Origin of the sequence: Nocardia noduli (genome assembly GCF_019038455.1) — a bacterium.
Taxonomy (GTDB): Bacteria; Actinomycetota; Actinomycetes; order Mycobacteriales; family Mycobacteriaceae; genus Nocardia; species Nocardia noduli.
Genome location: NZ_JAFMPL010000092.1, coordinates 13378 through 34113 on the forward strand (window position 1 = coordinate 13378; position 20736 = coordinate 34113).

Sequence of the window (20736 nt, forward strand, 5' to 3'; positions counted from 1 at the left end):
GTCGGCACTCGCGGCAGCCTAATACAGCGAGGACAGGTGCTCCACGCTGTACGGCAGCACATCCTCCGACCGCCCGCTCAGCGTCTTGCGCGCCCACTCGGCATCGGCGATCAGGGCTCGGCCGACCGCGACGAGATCGAATTCGTCGCGCTCGGCCCGGTCGAGCAATTCCTCGATACCGGTCACCGCGCTTTCCGACGCCCTACCCGCCGGGCCGACGAATTCCTTGTCCAAGCCGACGGAACCGACGGTGATCGAGGGCTTTCCGGTCAGCTTCTTGGTCCAGCCCGCCAGGTTCAGCTCGCTGCCGTCGAATTCCGGGAGCCAGTAGCGACGAGTCGACGCGTGGAACACGTCCACGCCCGCCTCGGCCAAGGGAGTGAGGATGCGCTCGAGTTCGGCCGGGCTCTCCGCGATCCTGGCGTCGTAGTTCTCGGATTTCCACTGCGAGAGGCGGAAGAAGATCGGGAACTCCGGTGTCACCGCGGCACGCACGGCGGTGACGATCTCCTCGGCGAAGCGGATGCGCGACTCCAGGTCTCCCCCGTAGCCGTCGGTGCGCCTGTTGGTGCGCTCCCACAGGAACTGGTCGATGAGATAGCCGTGCGCACCGTGCAATTCGAGACCGTCGAAGCCGAGTCGTTGCGCGGCGGCCGCGGCGTCGACGAAGGCCGCGACGATATCGTCGATATCCTTCGCGCTCAACGCCTCCCCCTTGGGCGCGCCGTCCAGTCCGATACCGGAGGGCCCCACCGGCGGTGCGTCGGCGACCGGCCCCGAGCCCGCTTCCCTGGTCACCCCGACGTGCCACAGCTGCGGAATGATCTTCCCGCCCGCCTCGTGCACGCCCGCGACCACACGGGCCCAGCCCGCGAGCGCGTCCTCACCCCAGAAACGCGGGATTCGGTCACTCATCCCGGCCGAAGGATGGCCGACGAAGGTGCCCTCGGTGATGATCAGCCCCACGTCCTCCGCGCCCCGCCGGGCGTAGTACCGCACGACATCGTCGTCGGGCACACCACCGGGCGAGAATTTGCGCGTCATCGGCGCCATGACGATCCGGTTGGGCAGCGCGAGATCACCGATACGGAACGGCCTGCCGAGAATCTGCCCGGCCCTGGCGGTATCGATGGTTCTTGTCACGTGTGCCTCCCGGCCCGATAAGTGCGCGACACTCGACCCGGGTCGTGCGCCGTCACGACTGAAACTGCTCCGAAACGCGACGATGCCGTTGGCACGATCGACGCAGTGGCATCAACCTTCGGATCCCCGCGTTCATTCCCACACCGGCTGTGGATTCGGCCACGGTGACCGGCGCGGTTCCCTCGAGTATCAGTGACACCGCAGCGGCGGGTCAGTCGGCGGATGGGCCGCCGCAGGACGTCCGCGATGCGAGTCCCTGTCAGGGCGATCAGACAGTGAGCCAGGCCGCCGTGGAGGTGCACTCCGGTGCCGAGCACGGAGGGAGACGACAACGTCACCTCTCCCGTCGCGGATCGGTTCGACCACATCGCCACCACCGAGTCGGTCCGAGCATTCTCGAATGCGCTCGGATCCGCTGCTGCCCCTGAAAGTTGTGGGTCCGGGTCGACTAGGCGGAGCTCTTCGGCCGAGATAGGCTGACAGCACGCGATTTTCGCGGCTTGGACCGGGCTCGAACCGCAGGTGGCGGGGCTCGAGGGGACTGTCGGTATCGTGGGGCCGAGCCCTCGGCGGTGAGTGTGCGGAGGAGGCACGTATGCCTACGGTGCGACGGTTCTGGTTCGAAAAGGACGCGACCGCGCCCTCCCCCGCCGTTCACCACTGGACGGTGGGTTTGACGTGCGTGGCGATCGTCGCGACCGGCTACCTGATCGCCGGGCTGCTGTACGAGCGGGAGCCGGAGTTGACGACCGCACCGATCACCCCCACCACTTCGGAGCCGCCGCCGGAACCGGCCGAATATTCGCATGTCACTCCGCCGGTGACATTTCCGGTGCAGATCCCGGGTTGTGATGTCGTGGAGCCGCCACAGCCAGGGCAAGGGTTTTCGATCGTTACCTTCGAAACACCCGAATACGACAACCCGTCCTATCCGTGGTTCTCCGGGCCCAAGGCCGTCGCGATGTCGCAGGCGCTGCGTGCGGCGCTGCCCGCTGGTGTCGAGATCGCCTTCGCACCGGTGGATCGGTCACTGGTATTCCAGCCGATCCTCGACGACCCCACGGAGGACAAAAGGTTCGGCAGTTGGACCGACGCGCGCGCCACGCTGCTGCGCGGCGACCGATCGGGCTCGCTGTCGGTGACCGTTCGCGAGTCCACCAGGCCGATCCCGCCGTGCGTCGCCGGCGATCTGGATGAGAGACGCCGCCTTCCCGACGGCACGATCGTCGATACCCACGACACCTGGTCCGAGACGAACGGTGTTCGCGCCCTTTCGCGCTCAGCCACCGCTTACCTGCCCGACGGCTCCGTCGCCCACGCCTACGCCACCGACGACGCCGCGGACGGAAGCGGCTATACCGGAACCTTCCCGCTGACCATCGATGATCTCGTCGCGGTCGTCACCGTCCCCGGAATCCGCGTCACCGCACCGGTTCCGCCCGGAACGCCGAACCCACCCGAGCCCTGCAATATCTGGGCGGAGTCATCCCCCGCGATCGATCAGGCCCAGGCTCGTCGATGGGACGCGGTACTGGCGCGGATTCCACTCGACGGCTCGACCCTCGACCCGCCGCTGGGAGCGCTGCTACCAGCAAGCAGAGGCGGGGCGTGCCAGGCGGTTCGGGTAACCACACCTGGCCGCCGATCACGGTTGAGCGTGACGATCACTATCGGGCAGCCTCTCCCGCAGGAGCTTTCGGCGAATGACGGCGCGACGTCCCGTCGACTGCCGGACGGGACGGTGGTCGAGACGCGCGAATCGCGAATCACAGCGACGGAGCCGTCACCCTCCACGCAAACGACCCGCGCGGTGACCGTCACCCACCCGTCCGGGACCCGGATCCAGGTCACCTCCGGCGATGGTCCCGAAGAACCGTTGCCGTTCGAGCTACTCGAGGCGATCGCCTCGAATCCGGGACTGGAGGTGTCGCGATGAGAACGATTCCCGGGCTGCGCAACCTCGTGCTCGCCGCCGCGGCGGCCGTAGTCGCCACTGCCGGTGCGGTGGTGGTCCTTTCACAACCCGAGGACACCACGCGCAAGATCACCGGTACCGCGGACTCCGCTCCCGGCCTCGCGTGGTCGACGAGCGCTGCCGGGTTCGGACGAGCGGGCGCGGAGTTCCGCGATCCGCGGGCGGGAACCGAATTCGAGACCTACGGAACAGGATTCGTCGACGGTGGTGACACACTTGTGACGGTGCTCGGTGTGCCGGACGACGGGTACCTGCGAGATCCGGTGCTGGTCGGCATCGATGCCGACACCGGGGCGAAGCGCTGGCAGACCCCCGCCGCGGACCTGACCGGTTGTGGGTCTACCCCTGTCGATGGCCAGGTCGTATGTTTCAGCTCCGACCGCGCATTCGTCGGCTACGACCTCACCACCGGAGATGCCACCCGCACACCGACGAAGTGGTTTCCCTTCGCCATCGCGACGCTCGATGATCGCGTGTACGTCGCCGAGGGCGACGTCGAATCCGACGACGTGCGCGTCCACGCCGGCACCCTCGCCGACCCGGATGCGTACTGGTCTCGGGCATTCGACATGGGTACGTCGTGGGAAGAGCTGCCCTTCGACGCCTTGGACGTGTCCCACGGCCAGGGCGTCTTCACCCTCGGCGCCGATATCGCCGGGTTCGACCTCGCCAGCGGGAAGCCGACCTGGACCACCACCCAGCGCGGATACTCCGATGCCGGCGCAACCAGCGGCGCATTGCTCGTGCGCCCCCGAACCGAATGGGGTGGCCACGAAATCACCGGCAGCGACCTCATCGACCGCACCGGCCGCACCATTGCCACCTCCAATAGCACAGTCACCCAAACCCTTTCGATCGACCTCCCCACCGACGACACCGTCCCCGTTCTGCTCGGCGACAGCGGCTATGACCGTCGCACCGGCAGCCTCCTCTGGACCAGCTCCGACCTGATTTCCGCACCCCGGGAAACCGACGCCACGACCGGCACCGCAGTGGCGATCTTCAGCGACGTCGCCCTCCTGCAAGATACCGACGCGCACACCACAACCGGCCTCGACCTACGCACCGGACACCGGCTATGGCGGACCGACACCACCCGCTTGGGCATGATCCTGGGCTGGGACGGCCACACCGTAGTCCTCTCCGATTACACCGGACTCTGGGCAATCGCCCCCCGAACCGGCGCCATCTCCTGGGACATTCCATTCCTCGCCGTGAACACCGACGCCGAGGCCCTCACCGGATTCGGCCAACTCGCCGCACACGGTCGGGGCCACTACACCTACGCCAGCGCCCGAACAATAATCGGACTCCGGCCCCTGAAACACTGACACCGAATCGCCGACTCCTCGCGGCCGGAGCCGATTCATACCGAAGAACGGATGCGTGCGCCCGAGCGTCGCTCGGTGGACTTCGCGATGTGACCCTCGCCGGGATGATCGCGTCCCGGGGCTACGCGGTGCCGGATTCGGGCGAGGGCGCGGTGTCCTTGCTGGGATCCGGCTCGTCCGCTTCCGGTGCCGGACCGCTGACCGCGTCGATCTGCTCACCGATGTAGCGGATCACCACCGCGATCATCGCGACCACCGGCACCGCCAGGAACGCGCCGGTGATGCCGTAGAGCGAACCGCCCGCGGTCACCGCGAGCAACACGATCACGGCGTGCAGTTCCATGCTGCGGCTTTGCAGGACCGGTTGCAGCACATTGCCTTCCAACTGCTGCACCGCGATGACGATGCCGAGCACGATCAGCGCTGTCGTCAACCCGTTGCCGACCAGGGCGACGAGTACGGCCAGGGCGCCGGCGACGAAAGCGCCGACCATGGGGACGAATCCGCCGATGAAGGTGATCACCGACAGCACCATCGCCAAGGGGACGTCGAGGATGAACAGGCCCGCGCCGATGAACACCGCGTCGACCAAGCTGACGACGGCTTGGGTCCGGATGAATCCACCCAGGGTCGCCCAGACCCGTTCGAGCACCGCTTCGACGTGACGCCCGCTGCGGTTACCGAACACCGAATGCATCCAGGGCAGCAGCCGTGGACCGTCCTTGAGGAAGAAGAACACCAGCACAAGCACCAGGAACACGGTGATCAGGACCGAGGTCGCGGTGGTCACGCCGGTGAATACGCCGTTGGCGATCTGCGCGCCGCTGGACTGAAGTCGTTGCACGATCGCGTCGACGGCGGAGTCGAGTTGCTCGTCGCGGATGTTCAGCGGTGGTCCCTGGACCCAGTCGCGCACCTGGTTGACGCCAGCGGTGGACTTGTCGGCGAGTTCGGGCGCTTGATCGGCGACCGAGGGCACGATCAGCGCGATCACACCGGACAGCAGCGCGAGGAATCCCAGCAGCGCGAGCGAGGCCGCCGCCGCGGGCGGCAACCCGCGCCGGGTCAGCCAGCGGGTGGGCGGCCACAGGATCGTGGTCACCACGATCGCCAGCGCGACGGGCAGGATCACCACCCACAGCCGGGCGGCGACCGAGCCGAGTACCCATGCACCCGCCGCGATCGCCACGACGCACAGCGACCATTTGGCCAACCACAGCAGGCCGCCACCGATCACGTCTCCACGATCACGCCACGACTTTCCATTCTGTTGCGTCCCAGCGCTTTTCTTCACCGTCCCACTCACGCCGTCAGTCTCGCACGCCCCACGGTGCGGAGCGCGCCCTCCATTATCTGCACGATCTCCCATCGAGAAGGAGTCCTTTCCGGTCGGCGGGGCGGTGCCCGCCTGTCTCCGAAGGCCGAAGGGGTGGCGGGCCGGACGAAACATCGACCCGCGGTGGCGAAAGCGGTCCGAAGCCTTCTCGGCTTTCGGACCGCTTCGATGGATAGTTCCCCGGCGAGGGCCGTCGGCTGGTCGCTCTCGGGCGGAACAAACCGACCGCGCCCCGGCGTCACTGCACCTTCGGTGTGATTACCGCAGTGCGCGATTGCGGCCGGTGGCGAGTCGGACCAGGAACAGCAGGACGACCGCGCCGCCCAGGCAGGTGAAGAAGCTGAACCACAACCCGCCGCCCTCGACGTCGGTGCCGAGCAACTTCAGCAGGAATCCGCCGAGCAGACCGCCGATGATGCCGACGACGATATTAAGCAGGATGCCTTGCTGGGCATCGGTTTTCATGATCTTGCTGGCGATCCATCCCGCCAGTCCACCGATGATGATCCACCCGAGAATTCCCAAACCCAGCATTGCCATCTCCTCTGTTCACGAACCGCCGACGCTCACCGTCCGAACGTGCTTCGCTGCCCGACATACCCCGTATCTCGGGAACAAACCTCCACCGACGAGCAAACCGATCTCCCTGCCGAGCAATGGCGTTCGCCCTGTTGATCAAGGTCCGATCTCGACACCGGTGGGGCGGTGCCATGTCGTGACGATTGATATCGGGTAGGGCGGGTACTCCATGTTCATTCCACGGGTCCGGAGGGCGGGGCGGATGGATTGCCGGGGATCCAACTGCGAGGGGCGTCTGTGATGACGAAGAAGTATTCGAATGCCCACATTCGTGGTGCCGTGGTGTGGCCGGACCCGAGTCCGTTGAGTCAGTGGTGGGATCAGGTCATGGGGCTGCCGACCCGCGTGGACGAAAGCGGTGAGACTGCCGAAGCGGCAGAAGGTCCGCCTTTGGCGGCATGACGGCGTGAGGGACTCCCGTCGAGTCTGCCCTGCGATCGCCATCCGGCAGGACAGACCCGCGGGGCGCACGAAGCGAGCCGCACGAACCCGAAGGCCTGCGTGGTCGTATCGTGGCCTGGATGCGACCCGAGTCGAGGTGGTCGCACCCTGAAGTGCCGCATACCCGCGCCGCCGCTGTTGTCACATCGAGACCCGAGACGGATCAGCGGCGAATGCGTGGGATGTCAGCCGATGTGGACGGACGATCAGGAGCGCTGGAGAACACCGGCACGGGCACGACCCGCTCGTGGGCCGGGGCAGGCAGTGGTTCGCAGTGCGAGGGATGGCTGAACAGTCGGGCGTAATCGACAATGAGGCGATCGCAGACCGAGAGGCTGCGAGACGGCGGGTCGCGGTCCCGGGCCCCGCCCAGCCCGATCACCGCCCCGGTGGTGACCTCATAGTTCGGTGCCGGGGCAGCGCTCCGCCGACCGGGAACCCACTGCACCGTTTCGTAGCAGGTGAAGATGGGTTGGACACCGGAAGATGGGTTGGACACGGCGAGCGCGGGTAGCCGTCGACAGTGACCGACTCCGCCATCGCCGTCCTCGACATCGACGGCACACTCATCGATTCCAACTACCATCACGCGCTGGCCTGGTATCGAGCCCTGCGCTCGGTGGGTGAGACCTTCCCGGTGTGGCGGCTGCACCGGCTGATCGGCATGGGTGGGGATCAACTGATCACGGCCGTCGGCGGTGAGGAACTGGAGCGCCGGGTGGGCGAGCGGGCCAGAGAATTGCAGGGCAAGGAGGTCGACACCCTGCTCGAGGAGATGGCGCCGCTCCCAGGTGCTCGCGAACTGCTCGTGGCCGTCAAGCAACGCGGTCACCGGTTGGTGCTGGCCAGCTCGGGTCGACAACGCCACGTCGAGACCTTCCTGGACAAACTGGACGCCCACGACCTCGCCGATGCCTGGACCAGCAGCGACGACGTCGAGACATCCAAACCCGCACCCGACCTGCTGATCACCGCGTTGAAGAAGCTCGGCGCGGCGCCCGACGCGGCGAGTGTGATGGTCGGCGACTCGGTGTGGGACATCGAGGCGGCCAAGAGAGCCCGCATGCCCGCGATTGCCGTCCGCAGCGGCGGCTTCGGCGACGACGAACTCCGCGAAGCCGGGGCCATCGCCCTCTACGACACCCCCGCAGAACTCGTGCGGGCACTGGCGGACACGCCACTCGCCTGATATCAGTACTGTCGGCCCTCTGCCCAGGCAGCGATTGCGGGGCCCGTGGTGGTCGGCGGTTTTGTCGGCGCTGCGCGGGGGTAGGGCCAGGGTGGTACCTCAGGTGTGGGTCGAGCCGTTATCCGGCTCGAGTCGGATTGATCGACCGTGTCCGCTCGATCGGTCCACCCATGCCACACGAATTGTCGGAAGGAGACGGAAGGTGACAACCGAGCAAGGGGTCGGCAAACTGCGCAGCATCGTCCTGGACTGCCCCGATCCGCGCGCACTGGCCGATTTCTACGGGCAACTGCTGGGTGCGCAGGTCGTTTCCGACGAAGAGGACTGGGTGGTTCTCGCCGACGCGTCGGGCAGACGCATCGCGTTCCAGACCTCGCCAGACTACGAGCCGCCGAAGTTTCCGGATACCACGGGTTCTCAGCAAATCCATTTCGATGTGCTCGTCGACGACATAGAGGTCGCTCAACCCCGCGCCCTCGCACTCGGAGCCAGCCTGGTCCAGGCCGAGACCGACGGTGCGTTCCGCGTCTACCGCGACCCCGTCGGCCACACGTTCTGTCTGGTCTGGCTCCCCGAGTCGTGAGAGGTATCGAGCGCACCGGAGTCGCGGCGAACCGACCGACCGTCCTGCCGCGTCGAGTGTCCGCGTCCATCACTCACAGGGGCAGTCACCGCCCGTGGAAACGGCCTGTGTTCGAGCCTGGCCGCACACGGCCGTAGCACGGGCGTAACCGTGAGAGAGGCTGGGGTCGTTAGGCTTCCGATTGCCCGGCAAGGCGTACCGGGTCTCGCGGATCGCGTGGGCGCCCACTCGATCCGCGCAGCCGCACGGAACGAGCGAGCCGACCGTGCCCCGAGGCGTATCCATCGGCGGACAACGTCCGTCCGATCGCGCGAGACCGCGATTCGGTATTCGGCGTCCGGGGGTCTACGATCGTTGTGGTCATCGGGGAAACCGATGCCCGAAACCGCGTGAACGGCGTCGTGGATGCCGCCCACGCCTGCTGTGAAAAACGGTGGGGCCGCCTTTCGGGGGTCGGCCCCACTGTCCAGCATCGAACCGGCGGATACCGGGCGAATCAGAAGCCGATCCGTGCGCGGGGCGCGTGTCCCGACGGTCACGAACCGATGACGTCGCGGGCTCGGCCGATGATGAGCGGATCCGCGGCGGTGACGATCTCGCGGTCCTTGTTCTCGTAGTCGAACAGGCCGAGCACGTGGCGCATGGCATTGAGGCGCGCGCGTTTCTTGTCGTTGCTCCTGACCACGATCCAGGGGGCGTAGTCGGTGTCGGTATGTTCGAAGTTCTCTTCCTTCGCCGCGGTGTAGTCGTCCCACTTGTCCAGCGAGGCCAGATCCATCGGCGACAGTTTCCACTGCCGGACCGGGTCGACCTGGCGGATCGCGAAGCGGGTCCGCTGTTCCAGCGGCGATACCGAGAACCAGAATTTCACCAGGTCGATGCCGTCTTCGACCAGCATCCGTTCGAACAGCGGCACCTGGGCCAGGAAACGCCGATGCTGTTCGGGGGTGCAGAAACCCATCACCCGCTCCACCCCGGCCCGGTTGTACCAGGACCGATCGAACAACACGATCTCCCCGGCCGCGGGTAGGTGCTCGACATAGCGCTGGAAATACCACTGCGTCTGCTCACGAGTGGTCGGCTTCTCCAGCGCAACCACCCTGGCACCGCGCGGATTGAGATGTTCGGTGAACCGCTTGATCGTGCCCCCTTTGCCCGCGGCGTCGCGACCCTCGAACACCACGACCAAGCGCCGCCCGGCGGCCTTGACCCAGTTCTGCAACTTGAGCAACTCGATCTGCAACAACCGCTTGTCGGCCTCGTAGACCGACCGTTCCAGGCGCCGATCGTACGGGTAGCCCTCGCGCCAGGTGTCGACGACGAACTTACCATCGGCGGTCAGCAGCAGCGGGTCGTCGTCATCGATGTCATCGACGGCGAAGCCGGTGGTATCGGTCAGATCGATCGCCGATTCCAGATCGGCGATCTCACTCAGATCACGCAGCAAACGCGGGGAGGCAGCGAAGTGGGTCATTCCGCGACGTTAACGACGCAAATCGACCAACTGGTGAACACCGGGCACACCTACGCCGACCTGGACGGCCGGCAGCGGGACTCCTCTTGGTCGACCACGGAATAGTCGGTTCGGACGACCGGAGTGTCGTCGGTCGTGCCCAGCAGGTGCAGGTCGCTCACCGGATCGAACTACCCGGCGCCCGATCTGCCTGCCTCGTACGGCGACTCGAGTCGATCGACAGGAGCCCCGGAGGTCCCGGCGAGCAGTTGAACTGAACCCGTGAGTTCAATACACTGATCTCGAACAGACTCTATGTGTCGGCCGACGCAATTGAAATCGTCGGCCGGGAGTCGAGTCCCGGATGTGCCCGGACCTCGGAGGTGGGAAGCGGATGACGACACCGGCCGGTGCGACCTCCTCGCGGGGGCGGATCGACAAGCGGCAGGCGATTCTCGACGCGGCGTTCGTCGTGTTCGCCCGGCGCGGCTACGCACTGGCGGGGGTCCAGGAGATCGCGGAGGAGGCCGGGGTCGCCAAGCCGACCATCTACAACCACCTCAACGACAAGGAAACCCTGTTCCGGCACGCGCTGACGGCCGTCGCCGATTCGGTGCTGGCCGAGAATCTGACGGTGGTGGAGCGGCTGCGGAATCCGGGGACGGATCTCGGTGCGGCACTGCGGGATCTGGCGCTGCGACTGATCCGGGTCTGCTGCGCCGAACGGTCACGATCGTTGCGGTGGCTCACCTATGCCCAGGTCGCCCAGTTCCCCGACCTGATCGATATCGTCGTCGGCCGCACTTCGGACCGCCTCGGCGAGGCGCTGGCCGACCGGCTGGCACGACTGTCGCTGTCCGGGCGGCTGCGCCCGTGCGATCCCGCGGTCGCCGCCGAACAATTCCTCGTATTGATCACCGGACCGATGGAAGGACGCTCACGGCTGGGCACCCGCAAGGTCGCCGCCGCCGAGATGCGCGCCGTCGCGGACACGGCGGTCGATACGTTCCTGCGCGCCTACGGCCCGGCGGAAACCTGAACTTCCCCTGCGTATTACGTCGAACCTCGACGCCGAGAGAAGGATGAACGTGACCGCTCAGACCGACAATCTGCTCGCGACCATCGAAGCCGAACGGGCGATTTTTCGAACATTCCACCATTTCTTCCGCATCGCGGACACCCAGGACAGCGAGCGGTTCAGCGAATGTTTCACTCCCGACGCGCTGATCGAGTATCGAATCATGCCCGGCCCGGTGCAGCGTTTCCACGGACGCGACGAATTCACGTCGTTCATGTGCCGGGTGCCGAAGGCCCGGCGCAACATGGTCGCCCATGTCATCGGACAGTCCTCCATCGAATGGGACGGTGACCGACCTGTGCTCACCGCCTACGCGACGGTGTGGCATTGGTTCTCCAGCAGCGCGTTTCCCGACCACAACCGGCCCGCCGATTGGACGGTGATCGGTTTGGTGCGCGACGAGTTCGAGAAATACGACGGTGAATGGCTGATCTCGCATCGTGATGTGCGGCCGGTGGCGGGACGCGTCGCGGCGGGACGCAGCCCGATCTGATACCCGAACGGGCCGGACTCGTTTCCGAGTCCGGCCCGTTGGCCACCTGCGACCTATTTCGCCGGTGCGGGGAAAGGCGAGTTGATCGTCGTGAAGTACTGAACGGCGGCGAGTATCGCGATCGGCGCGGTCACGAGCAACTGACCGACGAGGGTGCCGAGCGCGCCGATGGCGACGATCCCTCCGACGCAGCCGACCGCGGCCGCCGGAGCGAACGCGCCGAAGAGTCCGATGATCGCCGCGGAGGCGACCGTCGCACCCGCGATGCCGCCCAGTACGCAGCCGACCGCCCCGCCGGTGAGACCGCCCGCCAGCGTCCCGATGGCGGCACCTGCGCCGATGGTGCTGGTGAGTCTGTTCCAGGCGGCCAGTTCCCGGTCGTAGGGGGTCTTCCACGGCGCGCCCTCCTCGAAGGGCAGCGCCACCGGGCGGTAGGAAGCGTGCTCGAGGTCGAACCGCGGCGTGAGCACGGCGTTGTTCCCGGCTATCTCCGCGGCGATCGGAAAGACGAAATCATCGACACGGAAAGATAATTCGGCACCCGCGAGCACACTGCCGTCGGCCGACCGGATCGTGAACCTGTCCCCGTCGCTCGCCAGTTTCCCCGAATCGGTTTCGATGTGCACCGATTCCGGGGTGGTGGTGGCCTTGTAGTTCACCGGCGCGACGTCGCCGGTGACGTCCGCGTGGCTGATTCCCGGCAGCGCGCTCAGGCCCGCGGCCAGGAGCGCCACGGCGCCCATTCGTTTGTTCATGGATATCCGGTTTTCTTTCTCTCGTTGGACGAAATGCGTTCGAGTCAGTGCGCGAATTCGGGCGCGATCTTGTCCGCGACGAAGTCGAGGGTTCGTTTGGCGACCTCGATCGGGAGATTGCCCGAGTGGATGGTGAGGCTGACGGTGATGTCGGTGCCGTATGCCGCACCGAGTCGGGACAGTTGCGCGCGGACGTCCTCCACGGTGCCCGCCAGAATGTGGTCGTCGCCGAGTCGTTTGTCGAAATGCAGGAGGGCGCCGACGTTCGCGAGATTCTCGTAGCCGGGGTAGTCGGCGCTGCGCTCGGTCGACCACGCGCGGGTGGCCTCGGCGATCTTGTCGGAGTAGAGCTGCTCGTCGCGCCTGCCGAGAGTCAGTGCCTCGTCCCGGTCGTCGGCGATGAACGCGCCCAGGCTGATCTGCACGTCCTCGGTGCCCTGCGGTCGTCCGCCCGCGACCCAGCCCCTGCGGTAGGCGGCCAGGATCTCGGCGAAACCGTCGGGGCCCGCGATGGCGGGAACCGCCTGGAGGCCGCGGCCGAGGAAACCGGCCTGTTCGGCCGAGGCGGGGCTGGTGGCCGTGGCCACGTACACCCGAGGTCCCGGCCGTTGGAAGGGACGCGGGAGCAGGGTGACCGGCCCGAACCGGTGGAAGGCCCCGTCGACGACGACGTTCTCCTCCGCCCACAGCCGCTCGACGGTTCGCACCCCTTCGTCGAATCGGGCGCGGCTCTCGTCGAGACTCACCCCGAACGCGGCGAATTCACCGGGCAGGAAGGCACGTCCGAAACCGACATCGAGCCGCCCGTGGCTGAGGTTGTCGAGCACGGCCAGGCGACCGGCCAGCTGGATCGGATGGGAGAACGCCGGGATGACGGCACCGGTCGCGATCCGGATGGATCGGGTCCGCGCGGCGACTGCGGAAAGGAACGGCACCGGATCCGGGCTGTAACCGCCGTAGGGGAAGAAATAGTGTTCGACGGTTTTGACGTGGTAGAAACCGCGCTGGTCGGCGTAGACCGCCAATTCGAGCGCGTCGTCGAAGTATTTGTCGGCGGACAGGTCTTCGGGTCCGACCGCGGGGAAGAAGGTGATGCCGAATTTCATTGTCGTCCTTTGTCGAAAGTCTCGGTCGGTGGCGTCGCGTCGCGGCTCAACGCCGGATGACGAGTGCGGAGTTGAAGCCACCGAAGCCGCGTGCCAGGATCAGGGCCGTGCGCAGCGGGGCCGGTCGCGAGGAGCCGACGACGAGGTCGATCTCGTATCCCGGCGCGGGTGCGGCGGTGCCGACAGTCGGTGGAATCACCTGATCACGTAGTGCCAGTAGCGCTGTCGCGACATCCAACGGCGGTCCGCCCGCGATGAGGCGGCCGACGGTCGATTTCGGCGCGGTCACCGCGACGCCGTTGGGGCCGAAGATCTCCGTGATCGCCGCGGCCTCGGCGGCGTCGAGTTCGGGCAGACCCGCGGCGTCGGCGAAGACCACGTCGACCTCGGCGGGCTCGATACCCGCGTCGTCGAGTGCCGTGCGGGCGGCCCGGCTCAGGTTGGGGGCGCGGCCGCTGTCGGGGTGCGGGTCGAACGAGGACCCGTATCCGATGATCGAGCCGTATACCTGCCGGGCGCCGCGCTCTCGGGCGGAGTCGGCGTCCTCGAGGACGAGCAGTGCACCGCCCTCGCCCGGCACGTAGCCCGCGGCGCGCGCGTCGAAGGGCAGGTAGGCGTCCTCCTTGGTGTCGGATCGGCTCAGCCTGCCCAGCGCGATCTGGGAGACGAAAGCGTAGGGATTGAGCGGCGCCTCCAATCCGCCCGCGATGGACACACGCTGGCCGCGACGGATCAAGCGGCGGGCGTGGCCGATGGCGTCGAGTCCGCCTGCCTGGTCGGCCACGATCGATCCGCCCGCACCGCGCAGATCGTTCCTGATCGAGATCTGTCCGGTGTTGACCGCGTAGAACCAGGCGAAGCACTGATACGCGCTGACGTGGTCGGGGCCGAGGGTCCACAATTTCTGGACCTCGCGCTGGGTGAAATCGAAGCCGCCGCTGGCATTGGACGTGGTGACGCCCAGCGTGTCGTTGTCGAACGCGGACAGTTCGACCCCGGCGTCCGCGATGGCCCAATCCGCCACCGCGATAGCCAGTTTCGTGACCGGGTCGGTCTGCGGAACGAGTCTGCCTGGGATATGGGCCGCCACGTCGAAATCGAGGATCTCGCCGGCGAAACGCGACGGATAGCCACCGACCTCGTATCGGCTCACCCGGTCGATGCCCAGGCGCCCGGCGCGCACGGCCGACCAGTAGTCGGCCGCGCCGAGCCCGTTGGGCGCGGCCACCGAGAGTCCGGTGACGACGACTTCGCTCATGCCGCACCGACTTTCGACAGCAGTACCGCGCTCTGGAAGCCGCCGAAGCCGCTACCGACCGACAGCGCCACATCGACCCTGGCGGCGCGCGCCTCGAGCGGGACGTAGTCCAGATCCAGTTCGGGATCGGGGGTGTGCAGGTTCGCTGTCGGCGGGATGGTCGAATGTTCGATGGCCAGCGCACACGCGACCAGTTCGATGGCGCCGATCGCGCCGAGGGAATGCCCGATCATGGATTTGATCGAACTGACCGGCGTCTCGTAGGCGTGGTGGCCGAGACTGCGTTTGAAGGCCGCGGTCTCGTGGCGGTCGTTCTGTTTGGTTCCCGAGCCGTGGGCGTTGATGTAGTCGATATCGCCCGGGTCGATCTTGGACTCGTACAGCGCGGCGTCGATCGCCGAACTCATTTCGATGCCGTCGGGCCGCAGCCCCGTCATGTGGTAGGCGTTGCAGCGCGAGGCGTGCCCGCGCACCTCCGCGTAGATGGTCGCACCGCGTGCCTTGGCGTGCTCGTACTCCTCGAGCACGAGCGTCGCGGCGCCCTCGGCGACGACGAAGCCGTTGCGTGTGGAATCGAAAGGGCGCGAGGCGTGTTCGGGATCGTCGTTGCGCGGTGAGGTCGCCTTGATCGCGTCGAAGCAGGCCACCGCGAGCGGCGAGATCGGCGCGTCGGCCCCGCCCGCGACGACGATATCGGCCGAGCCCTCCAGGATCAGGTCGCGTCCGTATCCGATGGCGTCGAGACCGGAGGTGCAGCCGGAGGAGATCAGCGCCGTCGGGCCTTCGGCGCCCGCCGCCCACGCGACCTCCGCCGAGATCGAACTCGGTACCAGATAGCTGTACAGGTGCGGGGTCGCGTACTCGCTGTCCAGTTCCCATAGTCGCCCGGTGTCGCTGAGCACCAGGTACTCGTCCTCGAGCGACGTCGTCGCGCCGACCGCGCTGCCGACGCTCACCCCGATCCGGGACGGATCGAGACCGTCGAGCTCCAGGCCCGAATCACGCAGGGCCTCGTGGGTACTCGCGACGGCGAGTTGCGCCGCGCGATCCATGCGCCGTTCCTCGCGCGCGGTCAGGCCGTGCGCGCTCGGATCGAAATCGCATTCCCCCGCGCTCTGGGAACGGAACGGCGCGGGATCGAATCGCGTGATCCGCCGGGTCGCGGTCGTTCCCGAGGTGAGCAATTTCCAGAAATGCTGGATATCGTCGCCACCCGGTACGACCGACCCCAGGCCGGTGATCACCACTCGTCGTGTCATCTGTCTGTCCTCACGTTGGTTCCGGCGGCCGTCACGGCAACCGGATCGACTGGGGGTGATGGAAGATGTCGTGCGGGTCCCACACCGACTTGACGTATTGCAGACGGGCGTAGTTGCCCTTGTGATACAGCTCGTGCCAAGGGATTCCGGACAGATTCGCGTCCGGGTCCGCCGCGCCGGTATCGGGATAGTTGATATAACAGCCGTCGGTGCGATCGTTGGGCACCGGGACATTGCCGGTGTCGGCGTACACGGCGCGGAACAGCCGGGTCGCCCACGCGATATTCGCCGCGTCGTCGGCGGGGTCGGTCCACAGCGACTGGTAGAGCACTTTCATGATCGCGCCCCGCTGGGCGACCGCCGTGTCACCGGGACCGACCGCCCCGACCCTGCCGCCGACCGGATTGATCACGACCATCGCGTGGTGATTGTGGATCTCGTCGCTGGTGAGCGCGCCGTAGATGATCGCGGCCTGCTCGTCGGTATGCCCGCGCAGGTGGTAGGCGGCGTGGTTGTCGCTGCGGACCGCCGGATTGTTGCCGATCGCCGAACCGGTGCTGAGGAATCGGGTGGCGCGCAACCAGGGAAACAGTTTGGGCGGCGTGATGATCGACGCGTCGGCGACACCGTCGAGCAGCGCGCGCAGGTAGTCGTTGAGCAGGGCCTTCGCGTCGGTCACGCCCGCGTCGATCTGAGTGAGCAGGGTCAGCGCTCCGCTGGAGGCGTGTGTCAGCGTCACCGATCCGCTGAGCGCGGTATACGGGCTGTCGACGGCGCTGTTGGCCTCGTACCATCGACCGACATTGCGCAGCAGGCGGACGAACCGCTCCTCGTTCAGTGCAGCCCACGGCACCGGGACCGCGCTGACCAGTACCTTCTCCGGCGGGTTGACCAGCTGGTTACGTGGCGCCGGGCCCCTGACACCGGGTGAACGGAACCAGTACCGGGTGATCACCCCGAAATTGCCCCCGCCGCCACCGGTGTTGCCCCACCACAGATCGCGCAGCGGGTCGCCCGGTTCCCTGGTCGCCAGCACCGCGCGCGCGACCCGATCGGGTCCGACCACGACGATCTCGACGCCGTAGAGGTGGTCGACGGTGAGACCGTCCCGACGCGACAGCAGCCCGAAGCCGCCGCCGCAGACATGTCCCCCGATGCCCACCGAGTAGCAGAATCCGCCAGGGATGGTCACACCCCACGACTTGTACAGCTCGTCGTACACGTTGAGCAGCAGCGCGCCCGCCTCGACGCCGAACGCGCCGCGTTGTGCGTCGTAGGAGACGCGTGTCATCGCGGACATGTCGACGACAGCGGTGACCGAGTCGTTGAAGACGTGGTCGGCCAGGCAGTGTCCGCCACTGCGCACGCTCAGTGTCCTGTGCTCGTCGACCGCGCGCTGGACGGCGGCCACCACTTCCTCGGTAGTCCGTGGCACCGCGATGTATTCGGGCCTGGCGACCCAGCGTTGGTTGACTCCCGTGGTCAGTTCGTCGTAGCGGGGATCGTCACGGTCGATATAGGCCGGAGCGGCGGCGGGCGCGGCGGCGGCCTCCGGGGTGACCGCGAGCAGACCCACTCCGGTCACCGACATCGCGCGCAGCGCCGATCGCCTGCCGATCCGCGTCGTCACAGGATCTCCGCCACGGCCGCGCTCCACGAGAATCCGGCTCCGACACCGGCGAAGAGCACCGCGTCCCCGCCGCGCAACAGATCCCGCTCCCGCAGGTGGGCGAGTCCGGCGAGCTGGTCACCGGCGCCGAGATGTCCCACGGTGCGGGCAAGGCTCCACGTCGTGCGTTCGATATCGATGTCGAACGGACGCAGGTAGGTGCTGCGCAGGCGGCGGCTGCCGAAGTGCGGCAGCACGAACCAGTCGATATCGCTGATCTTCACACCGGCGTCGTCGAGGCTGCGGGCGATGACCCGTTCCTGACCGCGCCGGACCTTCTCGACGTTCGGCAGCACATTCGATCCGGTCAGGAACGCCTTCTTGAGCGGATCGAGGTCGACGCGCGGACGCACCGAGAACGGCGCGACGCCGAAGGGATCGTCGCCGCGATGCATCCGCTCCAGCGTGGGGTCCGCGGCCTGGACGAACGAGCGGAACACCGCGAACCCCTCTGTACGCGAAAGGATCACGGCGGTGCCGCCGTCACCGTAGATGGTCCCGGGATCACTGATGAAACGGTCGAATCCGGGGGCCGCGAAACGGTCGCCCGTGGTCACCAGCGCCAGGTCGCCGTCACGGGCGCCGAGGTAGGCGGCGGCCAGATCGATGGCGGCCATACCGCCGTTGGACATCTGCCTGACCTCGACCGCCACCGCGTCGGCCGCTCCCGCTGCGTGCTGGATGTACGCCGAGGGCGACCACAGATCGTGGCCCTGGTAATACACATTCGAATGCGCGACGATATCGATACGCGCCCCGTCGACACCGGCATCGGCGATCGCCGCCCGGGCCGCCGTCGCGGCGAGTTCGACCCCGGAAGGTCCCTCGGAGACCGCGACGGATTCGATGCCGTTCGCGTCGGCGATCTTCGGCGGGCACTCCCCCGACGCCACGGCGTCCGAGATCGGCCTGCGTGGGGCGAGTGCGGTGCCGATACCGCGGATATAGATGCTGTCGTTCGCCACGATGGCATGACCTCGCGATCGAGTTCGGCTGTGCTGTAGGGCATTTGCCCTTGTGCTGATCATGGTGGAGGCCGATGGACAGCCACTGGAGAACCGGTCCAGGGGTGCGCTCGAGACAACCTCTACCGCGCGACCAGGATGGGCGGGCACGGTCATGCGGATATGCCCGCAATCGGCGGGTCGAGCGCGAAGGACAGCGACCATGACCGAGACGACAGACCGCGTGGACGAACCGAGGAAAGACGGTGCGAGCGCGCGCACCTCGCGACAGATCGTCGTCGTCCTCCCCGGCCAGGGCGTGCAGAAGGCCCGCATGGGGGTCGGGCTGCACGCGGCGCTGCCCGAATTCGCCGAACGCGTGGATCATGTTCTCGCGCAATGGGGAACGGCGGGCGCGGAGATCCGCGCGGACTGGCTGGCCGAGACGCCCGCGATCGATATCGACGATATCCGCAGATCCCAGCCGCTGCTGTTCGCGATCGACTGGGCGCTCGGCCGCTCGCTGCTCGATCGGGGGATCGTCCCGGCGGCGCTGGTCGGCCACAGCGTCGGGGAGCTCGCAGCCTCGGTACTGGCGGGAGTCCTGGATCTCGAAGACGCCACCGCCATCATGACCGATCGACTCGTCCAGTTGGCCGACGCGCCGCCCGGCGCGATGCTCGCCGTCGCGGCGAAACCCGACGACGTGCGATTCTGCGCCGAATTCGGCGTCGACATCGGCGCCGTGAACGCCCCGCGCCAAGTAGTGCTGGCCGGAGCGATCCCCGATATCGATCGTGCCGCGACCCAACTGGCCGAGGCGGGGATCAGCGCCCGATTCGCGCGTTCGTCGGTCGCCTTCCACAGCGAACAGATCGGCGAACACGTCATGAGATCGGTTCCCGCACTGGAGCGCATCGTCTTCCGCGATCCCGCCCTGCCACTGTGGTCGGCCTACACCGGCGCGCCCCTGACGAACGCGCAGGTGCGCGATGTGCGCTTCTGGGCACGCCAGCCCGCCCTGCCCGTGCTCTTCTGGCCCACCCTCGAGCGTGTCCTCGACACGACGGGTCCCGCCCTCGTGGTCGAGGCGGGACCGGGCCGCAGTCTCACCACGGCCGCGCGCAGGCACCGCCGCGTCGCCGCGGGGGAATCGAGTACGGTCGCCCTGCTGCCGCACGCGGCGGGTTCACCGGAACAGGACCGCCGCGCATTCGACGACGCGCTGGAACTCATCCGCGCGGCGGCGTGACGCCGATCGGAATATGCCACAACGGGTCTCGCAGGATCGCCGCGATGCGGACGAGGGCCCTGGCGGCGGTGTCGCCGTCGATGAGCCGGTGATCGAAGCTCAGCGACAGCGGCACCGTCCACCGCGCGACCACCGCGTCGTCGACCACCCGGGGTCGTTTGGCGATGGCGCCCACGCACAGGATCGCCGATTCTCCGCGATTGACGATCGGCGTCGCGGTGTCGATGCCGAGACTGCCCACATTCGAGATCGTGATCGTGCCACCCGTGAATTCGGCGGGCGTCAGCTTGCCCGCGCGAGCGCGCGAGACGACATCACCGATCGCCTCGGCCAATTCGATGATCGAAAGCCGCTGCGCGTCCACGATATTCGGAACGAGCAGGCCTCGCTCGGTCGCGACGGCGATACCGAGGTTCACCGCGTGATGCCGCGTGATCACCTCCGACACGCCGTCCCAGGCGCTGTTGATCTCGGGAACTTCGATCGCCGCGATCGATACCGCCGCGGCGACCACGGCCGACGCCGTGACACCCGCGGACCGGAATCGGGAATCGGCCCGGTAACGGTCGACCAGTTCGACCGTTCCGGTGGCATCGGATTCCAGGAAGACGGTGGCGTGCGGTGCGGAGAAGAAACTCGCCGACACGGCCTCGGCGGTCGCCCGGCGCACCGGGCTCACCGGGTGGGTGCTGCTGGCGGGCGCTACGGCGTCCTGCCCCGGTCCGCTGTCCCCACGAGACGGCGCACCACCGACATCAGGCGTCACCGAATCTGCCACGGCTGCCCACGCCCGGTCCTGGCCCGGTCCGCTGCTCGAGCCCGACGGAGAACCACCGACATTCGCCGTCGCCGGTTCCTGCCAGACATGCGCCGCCCGCCCCTGTCCGATCAC

At 67.4% G+C, this 20736-nt stretch carries 19 protein-coding genes; 8 read left to right on the forward strand and 11 right to left on the reverse strand.

Going from position 1 to position 20736, the window contains the following annotated elements:
• Positions 1–18: 18 nt before the first annotated feature.
• Positions 19–1143 carry an NADH:flavin oxidoreductase gene (locus JZ792_RS32115; protein WP_216916628.1) on the reverse strand — a complete coding sequence of 375 codons (1125 nt, stop codon included), beginning with the start codon at positions 1141–1143 and terminating at the stop codon, positions 19–21.
• 595 nt (positions 1144–1738) lie between these two features.
• Between JZ792_RS32115 and JZ792_RS32120 the strand changes: the two genes are divergently transcribed.
• Positions 1739–3079, forward strand: a complete 1341-nt coding sequence (locus JZ792_RS32120) for a hypothetical protein (RefSeq protein ID WP_216916630.1) — start codon at positions 1739–1741, stop codon at positions 3077–3079.
• Positions 3076–4449 carry an outer membrane protein assembly factor BamB family protein gene (locus tag JZ792_RS32125; protein ID WP_216916632.1) on the forward strand — a complete coding sequence of 458 codons (1374 nt, stop codon included), beginning with the start codon at positions 3076–3078 and terminating at the stop codon, positions 4447–4449. Before JZ792_RS32120 ends, JZ792_RS32125 begins: the two co-directional genes overlap by 4 nt.
• A 121-nt stretch (positions 4450–4570) precedes the next feature.
• Here the strand turns inward: JZ792_RS32125 and JZ792_RS32130 are convergent, their stop codons facing one another.
• Positions 4571–5686: an AI-2E family transporter gene (locus JZ792_RS32130; protein ID WP_308165537.1), complete on the reverse strand. Its 1116-nt coding sequence runs from the start codon at positions 5684–5686 to the stop codon at positions 4571–4573.
• Positions 5687–6043: 357 nt separating this feature from the next.
• A complete protein-coding gene (locus tag JZ792_RS32135) occupies positions 6044–6319 on the reverse strand; it encodes a GlsB/YeaQ/YmgE family stress response membrane protein (protein WP_216916636.1) in 276 nt (91 codons plus the stop codon).
• A 285-nt stretch (positions 6320–6604) separates the two neighbouring features.
• Between JZ792_RS32135 and JZ792_RS32140 the strand changes: the two genes are divergently transcribed.
• The 3 genes from JZ792_RS32140 to JZ792_RS32150 all read left to right on the forward strand — a co-directional run bounded on the left by JZ792_RS32140 (position 6605) and on the right by JZ792_RS32150 (position 8577).
• The gene (locus tag JZ792_RS32140) at positions 6605–6766 is read left to right on the forward strand and encodes a hypothetical protein (protein ID WP_216916638.1); all 162 of its coding nucleotides are present in this window, start codon (positions 6605–6607) and stop codon (positions 6764–6766) included.
• Positions 6767–7328: 562 nt separating this feature from the next.
• The gene (locus JZ792_RS32145) at positions 7329–7994 is read left to right on the forward strand and encodes an HAD family hydrolase (protein WP_216916640.1); all 666 of its coding nucleotides are present in this window, start codon (positions 7329–7331) and stop codon (positions 7992–7994) included.
• A 202-nt stretch (positions 7995–8196) separates the two neighbouring features.
• Positions 8197–8577, forward strand: a complete 381-nt coding sequence (locus JZ792_RS32150) for a VOC family protein (RefSeq protein ID WP_216916642.1) — start codon at positions 8197–8199, stop codon at positions 8575–8577.
• Between the two features lie 535 nt (positions 8578–9112).
• Here JZ792_RS32150 and ppk2 read toward each other — a convergent pair.
• Positions 9113–10051, reverse strand: a complete 939-nt coding sequence (ppk2, locus tag JZ792_RS32155; protein ID WP_216916644.1) for a polyphosphate kinase 2 — start codon at positions 10049–10051, stop codon at positions 9113–9115.
• Positions 10052–10424: 373 nt separating this feature from the next.
• Between ppk2 and JZ792_RS32160 the strand changes: the two genes are divergently transcribed.
• Both JZ792_RS32160 and JZ792_RS32165 read left to right on the forward strand, forming a co-directional pair.
• On the forward strand, positions 10425–11069 hold the full coding sequence (locus JZ792_RS32160) for a TetR/AcrR family transcriptional regulator (protein ID WP_216916646.1): 645 nt from the start codon (positions 10425–10427) through the stop codon (positions 11067–11069).
• Positions 11070–11118: 49 nt separating this feature from the next.
• Positions 11119–11601: a nuclear transport factor 2 family protein gene (locus JZ792_RS32165; protein WP_216916648.1), complete on the forward strand. Its 483-nt coding sequence runs from the start codon at positions 11119–11121 to the stop codon at positions 11599–11601.
• A gap of 53 nt (positions 11602–11654) precedes the next feature.
• Here JZ792_RS32165 and JZ792_RS32170 read toward each other — a convergent pair whose 3' ends face one another.
• Genes JZ792_RS32170 through JZ792_RS32195 form a run of 6 tightly spaced genes read right to left on the reverse strand, consistent with a single transcriptional unit; the run spans position 11655 to position 18613 of the window.
• Positions 11655–12356, reverse strand: coding sequence for a DUF8020 domain-containing protein (locus JZ792_RS32170; protein WP_216916650.1), 702 nt, complete (start codon positions 12354–12356; stop codon positions 11655–11657).
• Positions 12357–12400: 44 nt separating this feature from the next.
• Positions 12401–13462, reverse strand: a complete 1062-nt coding sequence (locus JZ792_RS32175; protein ID WP_109525860.1) for an LLM class flavin-dependent oxidoreductase — start codon at positions 13460–13462, stop codon at positions 12401–12403.
• A 46-nt stretch (positions 13463–13508) separates the two neighbouring features.
• Complete coding sequence (locus tag JZ792_RS32180) at positions 13509–14720, reverse strand: ketosynthase chain-length factor (protein WP_216916652.1); 1212 nt, start codon at positions 14718–14720, stop codon at positions 13509–13511.
• Entirely contained in the window at positions 14717–15979 is a 1263-nt protein-coding gene (locus tag JZ792_RS32185) for a beta-ketoacyl-[acyl-carrier-protein] synthase family protein (protein ID WP_216916654.1), read from the reverse strand. The genes JZ792_RS32180 and JZ792_RS32185 overlap by 4 nt, the downstream gene beginning before the upstream one ends.
• Positions 15980–16010: 31 nt before the next feature.
• On the reverse strand, positions 16011–17609 hold the full coding sequence (locus JZ792_RS32190; RefSeq protein ID WP_216916655.1) for an FAD-binding oxidoreductase: 1599 nt from the start codon (positions 17607–17609) through the stop codon (positions 16011–16013).
• Complete coding sequence (locus JZ792_RS32195; protein WP_216916657.1) at positions 17606–18613, reverse strand: ketoacyl-ACP synthase III family protein; 1008 nt, start codon at positions 18611–18613, stop codon at positions 17606–17608. The genes JZ792_RS32190 and JZ792_RS32195 overlap by 4 nt, the downstream gene beginning before the upstream one ends.
• Positions 18614–18815: 202 nt before the next feature.
• Between JZ792_RS32195 and JZ792_RS32200 the strand changes: the two genes are divergently transcribed.
• Complete coding sequence (locus tag JZ792_RS32200; RefSeq protein ID WP_216916658.1) at positions 18816–19844, forward strand: acyltransferase domain-containing protein; 1029 nt, start codon at positions 18816–18818, stop codon at positions 19842–19844.
• On the opposite strand, the gene JZ792_RS32205 is transcribed toward JZ792_RS32200, so the two are convergent.
• Positions 19825–20736 (reverse strand): 2-oxo acid dehydrogenase subunit E2 (locus JZ792_RS32205; RefSeq protein ID WP_216916659.1); only part of this gene is annotated, 912 nt, incomplete at its 5' end. The genes JZ792_RS32200 and JZ792_RS32205 overlap by 20 nt on opposite strands.

What these genes read in the sequence shown, in the direction of transcription:
- JZ792_RS32120 (WP_216916630.1), top strand. Translation starts at nt 1,739, where the DNA reads ATGCCTACGGTGCGACGGTTCTGGTTCGAAAAGGACGCGACCGCGCCC.
- JZ792_RS32125 (WP_216916632.1), top strand. Translation starts at nt 3,076, where the DNA reads ATGAGAACGATTCCCGGGCTGCGCAACCTCGTGCTCGCCGCCGCGGCG.
- JZ792_RS32135 (WP_216916636.1), bottom strand. Translation starts at nt 6,319, where the DNA reads ATGCTGGGTTTGGGAATTCTCGGGTGGATCATCATCGGTGGACTGGCG.
- JZ792_RS32140 (WP_216916638.1), top strand. Translation starts at nt 6,605, where the DNA reads ATGACGAAGAAGTATTCGAATGCCCACATTCGTGGTGCCGTGGTGTGG.
- ppk2 (WP_216916644.1), bottom strand. Translation starts at nt 10,051, where the DNA reads ATGACCCACTTCGCTGCCTCCCCGCGTTTGCTGCGTGATCTGAGTGAG.
- JZ792_RS32160 (WP_216916646.1), top strand. Translation starts at nt 10,425, where the DNA reads ATGACGACACCGGCCGGTGCGACCTCCTCGCGGGGGCGGATCGACAAG.
- JZ792_RS32170 (WP_216916650.1), bottom strand. Translation starts at nt 12,356, where the DNA reads ATGAACAAACGAATGGGCGCCGTGGCGCTCCTGGCCGCGGGCCTGAGC.
- JZ792_RS32175 (WP_109525860.1), bottom strand. Translation starts at nt 13,462, where the DNA reads ATGAAATTCGGCATCACCTTCTTCCCCGCGGTCGGACCCGAAGACCTG.
- JZ792_RS32180 (WP_216916652.1), bottom strand. Translation starts at nt 14,720, where the DNA reads ATGAGCGAAGTCGTCGTCACCGGACTCTCGGTGGCCGCGCCCAACGGG.
- JZ792_RS32185 (WP_216916654.1), bottom strand. Translation starts at nt 15,979, where the DNA reads ATGACACGACGAGTGGTGATCACCGGCCTGGGGTCGGTCGTACCGGGT.
- JZ792_RS32200 (WP_216916658.1), top strand. Translation starts at nt 18,816, where the DNA reads ATGACCGAGACGACAGACCGCGTGGACGAACCGAGGAAAGACGGTGCG.